Genomic DNA, 3,300 nt, shown 5'->3' on the forward strand with positions numbered 1-3,300 from the left:
AGTCTGCACATTTTGTACCCTATAAAAGCTGAAAACCCTTGTGGCTCTAAGGCTCGTGAGTGCCCTAAATATATATAAAATATATATAAAATATATATAAAGGGGCCTCACTTCGTTTCGACCCTCTTTTTTTACCGTTAGAAAAAGACCCTTTCGGGTCTGTTCAATCGCTCAAATGTTGATGATTTTCTCAATGACTTTGGTCACGACTTTTACGATTGGTGTGATTTTTTTCAACTCGTCCATGAATAGCTTAAATGCTTTATCGGGCATCAACTCTTTTAGCTTGTCAGCCATTTTAGCATTCTTCTGCTTCAAAACTGAATTCTCGTCTTTAAGGGCCTTTAATTCGTCTTTTAAGGCTTTTACGTTGTCGCCCTTCATTTTGTCCTTGGCTTTCTGTAATTGAGCCTCAAATCCGTTTTTAGAGCCTCTGAGCGGTACTTGGCTTTTAGCTTGTTGTAATTCTAGCTCTTTTTGGTGAATTACGTTCTTGCTTCGGTAAATCAAGCCCTTAAATTCTTCAAATTGCTCTTTGGTCAGCTCCACCCGTTCACTCCCTAGAAGTCCCTTTTTCGGCTTAATTTGTCCTAATTCGCCCTCGTCCATGATTTTTAGATCCGTTAATCGGGCATTTTGTTTGGCTAGTTTTAAGTTCTCGCTCTCAAAAGCCGTTATTTTGGCTTCTAAGGCCTTTGAACGAGTTTCTAGGGTATTTATATACTCCTCGGCCTCAGAGAGCTCAGAGAGGCCCTCAGACACCTTAAAATCGATTTTAGATAGCTCTTCGTGTTTCTCGTTGAGCAAAGACTCCAGGCCTTGGACTTCTTCTTCCAACGGTTTTTTTAATTCGTCTAGCCTTTTTAACTCTAGATTTTGCTTGTTTTTAACCCAGTCCAGCTTCTCTTCAAAGCTAGTCTCTCGCATATTCAGCTCAAACTTATCTCCGAACAGCTCGCCAATACTTTGAGCTTCTTCGACTTCTTTTGGGGTCATAAATTCGCCCGTGTTCGTGTTCATGAATTGAGGTGCACCATAATCTACTACAAGCTCGCTCTCAATCTCTTTGTAGGCCATCTCTTGTTTGAATTCTGCGACTGTTAAATGTTTAGCCTCGCTATTTCTTGCCCCTCGCTCGATTTCAAAGCCTTGCTCTCTCATGTACTTTGGTAAATCGTCTTGAATTTTAAGCAACTCTTCACGGTCAAACATAGCCTTAGAGGACAGTTTCCCGTCTCGCATTGGCACAACACCCATGTGCATGTGAGGTGTACTCTCGTCAAGATGTACGCTAGCATAAGCAATATTTTGCTCGCCATAGTTTTGAGCAAAATAGTCTTTGGCAGTCTCAAAAAATTCCCTTGTTTCTTCCGGACTAAGGTTTTCAAAAAAAGCTTTATCTGACGTGATAATCCATTCATCACAGAGGACGGCATCTTTTCGGATTGCCCTTTGAGAAATCTTATTTTCGTTCACGTAGTCCTTAATTTGGGCCTCGTAAGACAGTTCTCGGTCTCTCTCGGTCAGCTCATAGTTGAGATGCGACTTCTCGGGATCAATATCCTTGTTTGAATGGTTTTCAAAAACTCGCTCATTATGACGATAAGCACCACCCAAATTCCCAGCTTTCATTTTCTGCATTCTCGCTACAATATGGCTCATATCTTTCCCTTTCTTTCGGTGTCATTCGAATAGCGAATGACAGACGAGCCGGCAAGCCTATTGCTCGTCATTATGAAACATCTTAGCTAATATTTTAGCACAATTTTCGGTGCAACTTCCATGTAAAGTATAACGCACTATACTTTACTTCGTAAAAGTGCGTTCTCCGAAGGCTCTTGGCAGAGGGCTAGCTCACCCACCCACTCCAGGGCGAGCTACAAAAAAAGTCCTCGAACCGCAAGGACATTTTTTGAAAGTTGGGCGACTTCGATAAGTCACCCAAAGTCATTTTGAAAAAATGACTAGTCGGACGGCTTCGCTATTGTCCGACTGGTTAGATACGGCTCTCGTACAAGCCGTCCATAACCATTGAACGAATGACGTTCAAATCTGACCCGTCCTCATCAAGATAGCTCAAGATTTTTTTCAAAGCATCATGCATATAGTCAGCCTCAATCACTAACTGCTTTCGGTTGCATTGGCTAAATTCGCTTGTTTCTTCTAGGTTGTTCTCGTCATAATACTTCTCGAATAAGTCCATTTGTATTCTCTCTTTCTCAGTCTAAATAATCATAGATATCTGTTTGAACTTCTGAATTGTCCAGTCTAGATAACATTTCTTGCTTTTTACTCTCTAATTCGGCTTTTGTCTCTTCGCTTGTCGTGTTTACGTAATCAGCATTAGACCAAGTAGGCACGTTTGACTTGCTTTTCTGCTTTTGTTTTGGCTTATTGAATTTATTTGGAACATACGATTCAGATTTTTCTGGTTCCCAAGTGAATTCATACCCCAAAACTGGATTGCCTCGCTTGTTCGACTTAATTTTTTTAACTTTGAGATTGTCAAAATAAGGGGATAGTTGACTCAGAATAGGCTTTAATACAAGCCTATCAATCTCACTAGGTCTATATGTTTTCGGGGTGTCTAGTATCCGTTTCAAATCCTCAACAGAGAATTCTTTTTGTCCTAACGTTCTCCATTGCTTGAGAAGTCGATACATGGTTTTAGCGTAAGTCGAACGAATGGAGGTAAACTCTTCTAGCTCGTACCGTGTAAATTGAGTTTCTAGCTTGTTCAAAATATAGTCAAAATTGGCAGATACCTTAACTTCGATTGTCCGTTTCTCTAAGTCCACCTCAAAGATTTCAAACAAAGTCATCACTCTAAATTTTCTCTCAGATTGCTCAAAGTATGTTAGCTGTCCAATTTTTTTAACTGCTGTAGTTATTGTTTCTTCCCAACGATACTTTCTAGATGAACTAGCAAGCAATTTTAACTCATCAGTATCAAACACAAGTTTTTTCAAACCTTGTTCTTTTGCTTTTGTCAGTATTGCGAAAAAGAAATTCATCTCTTCTGCGGTCCATGTCCGCATAATAACTGTATTTAAATCATTGTGATATTTCACTACCTCACTAGTCATAAAGACACCTCCGTTTATTGTCTTTATAATAACACATTTTTTATTAAAAGACAATATATATATTGTCTTTATTTTTGCACATTTTGTACCCTAAGTCTGCACATTTTGTACCCTAAGTCTGCACATTTTGTACCCTAAGTCTGCACATTTTGTACCCTATAAAAGCTGAAAACCCTTGTGGCTCTAAGGCTCGTGAGTGCCCTAAATATATATA

Annotated in this window: 3 protein-coding genes; all 3 read right to left on the reverse strand. The window is 39.5% G+C overall.

Annotated elements, in window-relative coordinates; genetic code table 11:
• Window positions 1–171: 171 nt before the first annotated feature.
• Complete coding sequence (gene mobV, locus I2E70_RS10435; RefSeq protein ID WP_195424689.1) at window positions 172–1,662, reverse strand: MobV family relaxase; 1,491 nt, start codon at window positions 1,660–1,662, stop codon at window positions 172–174.
• 334 nt (window positions 1,663–1,996) lie between these two features.
• Window positions 1,997–2,203, reverse strand: a complete 207-nt coding sequence (locus tag I2E70_RS10440; RefSeq protein ID WP_181671491.1) for a hypothetical protein — start codon at window positions 2,201–2,203, stop codon at window positions 1,997–1,999.
• 16 nt (window positions 2,204–2,219) lie between these two features.
• Entirely contained in the window at window positions 2,220–3,086 is an 867-nt protein-coding gene (locus I2E70_RS10445; RefSeq protein ID WP_195424691.1) for a replication initiation protein, read from the reverse strand.
• Between the last annotated feature and the right edge of the window lie 214 nt (window positions 3,087–3,300).

Source organism: Streptococcus parasanguinis, from assembly GCF_015556095.1.
Taxonomy (GTDB): Bacteria; Bacillota; Bacilli; order Lactobacillales; family Streptococcaceae; genus Streptococcus; species Streptococcus parasanguinis_Q.

Excerpts from the sequence above, each read along its gene's own strand:
- mobV (WP_195424689.1), bottom strand. The coding sequence starts at position 1,662 with ATGAGCCATATTGTAGCGAGAATGCAGAAAATGAAAGCTGGGAATTTG.
- I2E70_RS10440 (WP_181671491.1), bottom strand. The coding sequence starts at position 2,203 with ATGGACTTATTCGAGAAGTATTATGACGAGAACAACCTAGAAGAAACA.
- I2E70_RS10445 (WP_195424691.1), bottom strand. The coding sequence starts at position 3,086 with ATGACTAGTGAGGTAGTGAAATATCACAATGATTTAAATACAGTTATT.